This is a genomic window from Salipaludibacillus sp. CUR1 (assembly GCF_021028955.1).
Classification (GTDB): Bacteria; Bacillota; Bacilli; order Bacillales; family Salisediminibacteriaceae; genus Salipaludibacillus.
Genome location: NZ_JAIWPE010000081.1, coordinates 1 through 6,080 on the forward strand (window position 1 = coordinate 1; position 6,080 = coordinate 6,080).

The 6,080-nt window shown below is 39.8% G+C and carries 6 protein-coding genes; all 6 read left to right on the plus strand.

The window, feature by feature from the left end; all coding sequences use genetic code 11:
- Window positions 1-207 precede the first annotated feature (207 nt).
- The 6 genes from K8O68_RS15480 to K8O68_RS15505 all read left to right on the plus strand — a co-directional run bounded on the left by K8O68_RS15480 (window position 208) and on the right by K8O68_RS15505 (window position 5,921).
- Window positions 208-372 (plus strand): hypothetical protein, encoded by a 165-nt coding sequence (locus K8O68_RS15480; RefSeq protein ID WP_230897752.1) that lies wholly within the window; start codon window positions 208-210, stop codon window positions 370-372.
- A gap of 493 nt (window positions 373-865) precedes the next feature.
- On the plus strand, window positions 866-1,147 hold the full coding sequence (locus tag K8O68_RS15485; protein WP_093053940.1) for a DUF2325 domain-containing protein: 282 nt from the start codon (window positions 866-868) through the stop codon (window positions 1,145-1,147).
- Window positions 1,148-1,207: 60 nt separating this feature from the next.
- Window positions 1,208-1,621, plus strand: coding sequence for a hypothetical protein (locus K8O68_RS15490; RefSeq protein ID WP_230897753.1), 414 nt, complete (start codon window positions 1,208-1,210; stop codon window positions 1,619-1,621).
- Window positions 1,622-1,688: 67 nt separating this feature from the next.
- A complete protein-coding gene (locus K8O68_RS15495) occupies window positions 1,689-1,847 on the plus strand; it encodes a Fur-regulated basic protein FbpA (RefSeq protein ID WP_230897754.1) in 159 nt (52 codons plus the stop codon).
- Between the two features lie 450 nt (window positions 1,848-2,297).
- Window positions 2,298-3,857: a PcsB-like coiled-coil domain-containing protein gene (locus K8O68_RS15500; protein WP_230897755.1), complete on the plus strand. Its 1,560-nt coding sequence runs from the start codon at window positions 2,298-2,300 to the stop codon at window positions 3,855-3,857.
- 258 nt (window positions 3,858-4,115) lie between these two features.
- The gene (locus tag K8O68_RS15505; protein ID WP_230897756.1) at window positions 4,116-5,921 is read left to right on the plus strand and encodes a glycerophosphodiester phosphodiesterase family protein; all 1,806 of its coding nucleotides are present in this window, start codon (window positions 4,116-4,118) and stop codon (window positions 5,919-5,921) included.
- Window positions 5,922-6,080: the final 159 nt, after the last annotated feature.

Consider the following 6,080-nt stretch of genomic DNA (forward strand, 5'->3'; position numbering starts at 1 on the left):
AAGGTCGTTATATGCCTCGTCCGCCTTTTTTTAAAATTAACCCAAAATATTGTTTACATATATTAACATTGGTGTATTTATTTTACTTACGTGCAATCGTTATGGGTCAGACCCCCCATTAACTGGAAATAATTTTTATACTAAGACTAAACCTAGTGTGCATAAATATATACACACTGATTGTAATTTAGTTAGAGGAGGGATGGGATGGTATTTCCTGATTTGCTCATACAGATTGCCTGGGTGATCGTTATTGCACGATGCGGATACAGAGCGGTTAATTTAATGAACAGTTCAAGGAAACCGTGGTTTGAAATTCTTTTCTATATTTCTGTTGTCCTTATATCTCTTTCGTTTTTATTAGCTTTTTGAACACCCGCACAGGGTGTTTTTTATATAACATAAAAGTTGTATTCCATTGGCTTTGTGGGACCCATCGTTTAAAACTCCAGGGTAGTTTGACTCTCCTTTTAAATAGAGTTTTACTGAGAAAACAAAAGACTGAGATCATGATCATCACGTCGTGCCCAGCCTCAATAGCCTTCTAAGACTTACTCTTATCATTAATTTAAAATTATTTGGTTTGAGAAAACAAAAAATAGTGTATTAAAAGAGAGGGCATTCAGTACTTCAAAGAAACCGTACATCATTGAAACTGGCTAAAATAATAAAAACAATTCCAATTTACTGATCTGCAGCGCCTCAAATGAGTACAGACCAATTTAAGGGGTCAGACCCCCCAGATGTTTCCAGTGAGAAAACAGGTATTGACATTGAGAATCATTTTCAATTAAACTAACATTAAAGATAATGATAATCATTCTCAACTAACACAATACTCTAAACTCATTAGGAGGCGAATCTTATGCGTTCATTACTTGTTGTCGGAGCAGATTACTTAGGCGAGATTCCAAATAAATTATCAACTATGGGATTTAATGAAATCATGCATATTAATGGAAGAAAAGTTCAAATGGTAAAGAAAGAAATCCCTGAAAATATCAACTGTATTCTTGTTTTAACGGATTTCGTCAATCATAATCTCGCAAAGGTTATAAAAGATAAAGCGAAGAGCCGCTCTATCCCTGTCTTTTATGCAAAACGTTCGTGGTGTTCTATTTATAAGGTACTTGAGAAAGCAGTTTAGCGCTAATAGGTGTGAGTTTTTCAATCACCAATGTATTTTTTCTTGAGGAGGAGGAAGAATATGGTCGGCTATTATATTTCTCTGCTTAAGTTTTCTCATGTTGTTAATTGTTTATGCCGAAAAGGGGCACCCTCAGCCACTTTGCAAATAAATGCAGGTGATGTCATAGAAGTGACAAATGAATGCAAACTTTTTAAAGATGCGGGATGGTTTTTTATGGCAGCAGTGAACGGGAAGAAGTGCGGCTTTATTGCCCATGAAGAGTTAGTCAACTATTTAAATGATAAAAAGCTGGTAACTATGCTTGATATTGAGTTACATATCAATCATTTGAAATACAAGCTGGATCTGGCACTCGATCAAAGAAACAAAGACTGTTTCAACGTCTATACTAAAAAATTGACTGATTATCTTATATTGAAAAGTGAATTAGAGAAATACGCATTAAAGAAAGAATTTTTTTCGCTTGTTTAACTCAGGCATTTTAGTTTTCTCAGCGGTGAGAAGTCAAAAATTCTTTATTCCAAAGGAGGAAAGTGGAATGAAAGAATATGAGCAAGATCATAATGATGACTCTAAAGAAGACATCATACAGCACCTCATACAATCAGGGTGCTATAAATCGTCAGACGGCCGTCAATTGTACGAGCTGACAATATTTGAACTGGCTCATGAGTATCACAACAGCCTTCATGAATAACAATAGCATAAGGCACTAAGTGGGACCCTGAAAGATAGACTAAGGGGTCCCTTTTATAATGCATTCAGATTGCTCTCTGTTTTCTCCTTTTTGTGTTTTCCCCTTTATATGTGTCACCTACTTTACTCTCTAATCAGGCCTGCTTCCCAAGACCCGTTTTAATTCACCTCATTTCAAAAGACTTACAAACTCTCAACTCAGACAAAAAACTTACAACTAAATTCACAAAGGGGTCAGACCCCCCATTAAGACCCCCCATTAAATGGAAGTTACTTTATTTCAGGGAAATGTCGTAAATCTGTCAAATTACTTGGTTTGAAACACAAATATAATATTTCTATTACAAACCTGTTATGATAGTCTGGTATTGTTTGGAATGTGTAAGACAATAGACATAGATTAAATGCAGCATTTAAAATTGAATATTACTACTCTTTAGGGGGGCTCGGGGTGCTTAAAAAGTTCATAACACTGGCGATGTTCACCGGTATGGGCCATATGTTACTGGCCGGAGGTGTCTTTGCTAATGAAGCGCTTGAGAATGAACAGGAGCAGATTCAGCAGGAACGCGAGGAAATCCAATCTGAACTTTCAGATGCTGAAACCGCGCTTGTTGACTTAGTTCAGGAGCTGGAAACGCTGACAGGTCAACTTCTGGAGCTTAATGAGGCAATCGGGGAAAATGAGGAGAGGCTCGTTAGGACAGAAGAAGAAATAGCTGAAAACGAGGCAAAGATTGATGAATTGGAGACCAATATTGAGCGGCTCCAAAGCGATATCGATCACCGTTTCGAGTTATTAAAGGACCGGGCAAGCTCTTACCAGAAGAATGGAAGCGGAAGTGCTTCTTATATTGAAGTCATTTTAGGATCTGAAAACTTTGGTGACTTTATAACCCGATTATTTACGATTACTCAAATTGCTAAAGCTGACAGTGATTTTATCGAACAGCTTGAAATTAACCAGCGGGAGCTGGAAAAGTCGCAAGGTGAACATGAAAAGGTACTTATAAAGCTTGATACCCAGGCGGCAGAGCTTGAAGAATTGCATTCTGACCTTGATCACCAGCGCAAAGAAACCAGCCAGTTAAGAGATAGCGTTAAGGAAAATGAAGCTGAGCAGAAAAAGCTGATCGATCAGTTGATAGATGAAGATCAGGACCTTGCTGCCCAGGAAGCTGACATTCTTGAGCGGATCAGAGAAGAAATCCGCCGTCAGGAAGAAGCCCGTAAAGCGGAAGAAGAAGCCACCCGCAAGGCTAAAGAAGAGGCCGAGGTAAAAGCTGAAGAAGAAGCCACGCGCCAGGCTGAAGCAGAGGCTCAGGCAAAAGCCGAAGAAGAAGCCACACAAGCTAAAGCCGAGGCCGAGGCAAAAGCTGAAGAAGAAGCTTCACGCGAGGCTAATAGCGAAGCAGAGGCGGAAGTTGAAAAACAAGCCCGCCAAGCGGAAGAAGAAGCTCAGGCGAAAGCTGAAAAACAAGCCCGTCAAGCCCAGGAAGAAGCTCAGGCGAAAGCTGAGGAAGAAGCACGTAAAGCAGAAGAGGAAGCCGCCCGCAAGGCTGAAGAAGGAGCCAAAGCAAAAGCTGAAAAAGAAGAAAAACAATCTTCGAATTCGAACAGCTCAGGTAACTCTAATGCCAGTAATTCTTCTGGCTCCGGTTCAGGTTCATTAAGCAGCCGGGGGTCCAGCAGTTCTGATGATTCATCCAGTTCAGAAGAAGGAAGCTGGAAAACCTTCTCTGCTACAGCTTATACGGCATCATGCACAGGCTGCTCAGGCGTAACGAGAACAGGAATTGATTTAAAAGCAAATCCTGATGCGAGAGTCATAGCGGTTGACCCAAGCGTCATTCCTCTAGGATCCCGTGTTGAAGTGAAAGGCTACGGTACATTTTTAGCAGCAGATACCGGCGGAGCAATCAGAGGAAACAAAATTGATATTTTTATGGCTGACCGCTCAGATGCTCTATCATTCGGAAGGCGATCAGTACAAATAAGAGTATTGAATTAAGCAATTTAACTTCATAGACTTATTAAAAGAACGGGACTTCGTACCCGTTCTTTTATTTTCCTTCGATAGGGCGAAAAAATAAAAAAGAGGGCTCAACCCCGTGTAGAAACCGCAAAAGTTTATGAATTTTATCAGCAAGGTATAGAAAGAGAAAGCAGCCGTAACCGGTACATTTCCATTTAGGAAATCCATTGATTTTCCACCCGAAAACTTTTAAATTAAGTAGATACTTTCAATTAACAGATGACAGGTGATTATATGTTCGACATCTTAAATAGAGGACTTAGTGATTTTCGTCATTCCTACAAGCGGCATCTTTCTTTTGCTCTTATATATATGCTTATAACAAGCGTGCTTTTTTTGCCGCTCATTTCTTTTATATTTAACAGAATACTGAAAGCTTTAGGAACAGGTTCTCTCCTTAATGCTGAAGTATACCGGCTTGGATTAACAACCGCCGGAATGACAGGGGTTATGCTGATAAGTTTTTTGACAGTCATTATCCTATTTGTGGAATTTGGCGTTATGATCATAATTGCTCAACAGACCTATTTTAAAAAGCACATTACCGTTTCGGATGCTTTTGTGACCGCAGTAAAAAAACTGCCCGCATTATTCGGTTTCGGGATCATTCAGATGATATTTGTCTTTTTACTTATCATTCCTTTTCTTGATTCGCCCGTATTCCCGGCTTTACTCGATATTAATTGGCCTATTCTTGTCACCGGCCTATTTTATAGTACGTCAAACTTTGTCATGTTCCTTTATTTTCTTGCTTTCCTGACAGTGGTTTTCTTTTTCATCCGGCTGATTTTTACGATCTACTTTATTTTTATTGAGAAAAAAACGGTCTGGAAAGCTATGAAAAACAGCTGGAAAATGACTAAAAGCAATAAACTCAAAATTCTTTTTAACCTTCTTTTACTTAATCTGCTTGCATTCCTGGCAGGGTTTCTGGTCATGACTTTTCTAGCCTATTTGCCTGGTATTATTGACCTTGGTCTCATAAGCAGAATTATTGAAAACTACCTGGTTGCCTTTTCAAGCTTTATGGCTGTGCTGTTTTCACTTTTAATTATCCCGGTAAACATCATTATTCTGACAAGATTATTTTTTCATTTTAAACAGAATCAAGGTTACCCGGTCCAGGATGATTTATCCATTCAACCTGCAAAAAAATTAAATCTATTTGAAAACAGAGTGGCCGGATTTTTCACAAAAAAGAAATACACCCTTGCAGGAGTTATTATGGTCTATGTCACTTCTGTCTTTTTTATCAATTATACGGTGGCTGATAATATCGTTTATTTAAAATGGAATGTAGAAGTGGCGGCCCACCGGGGAGATTTACATGCGGCTCCGGAAAATTCCATAAGCAGTATGCAAGCGGCCCTGGATCAGGGAGTTGATGCAGTAGAAATAGATGTGATGTTAACCGCTGATGATAAGCTTGTTTTAAATCATGACGAGACGTTTGAACGGGTCGCCGGAGTGCCTGACAGAGTCGAAGAGATGACATTTGAAGAAGCGACCCAAGTCGATATTGGCACGCTCTATTCAGACGAATTCGCTGGAGAAACCGTTCCCTCTCTTCGGGAAGCATTGGAACTAATGAAGGATTCTAATGCAAACATAATTATAGATATAAAAATAAACGATTTGGACAGAAGTCGCGAAATGGCTGAAGGAATCGTAAAACTGGTTGAGGAATTTGAAATGGAAGACACAGCTTACGTTCAGGCTTTTGAAAACAGGCCATTAAGAGAGATTCGTCAGCTGAACCCTGATATTACAATTGGCCAAATCTTGTATTTAGCCGCAGGAGATCTGGATACGCTTGATGTCGATTTTTATGCGATCAGACAGACAATGCTCACTGAACGATTTGTTGAAGCTGCTCACAGCCAGGACCGGGAAGTGTGGGTGTGGACAGTAAACACCCCGAGAAACATTCGGGAAGTATTAAAATACGATATTGACGGCATTATTACAGACTATCCAACCCGTGTACAACGAATGATCGGCATAGATTTTGAACAGGAGCCGGACAACGATCTGCAATAATAATTGAGTTCCCTGAATACTCCTTTCAGGGAACTTTTTTAGGTGTGCCCGGCATGTGCATACGCTCTAGGGTTCAAGTCCCAAATGGCGAAGATCGTTGTAGCCATTAGCCAAAAGCAAGGGTGTCCGAGGCGACTCGGAATCTGAAGGAAGCCGGAG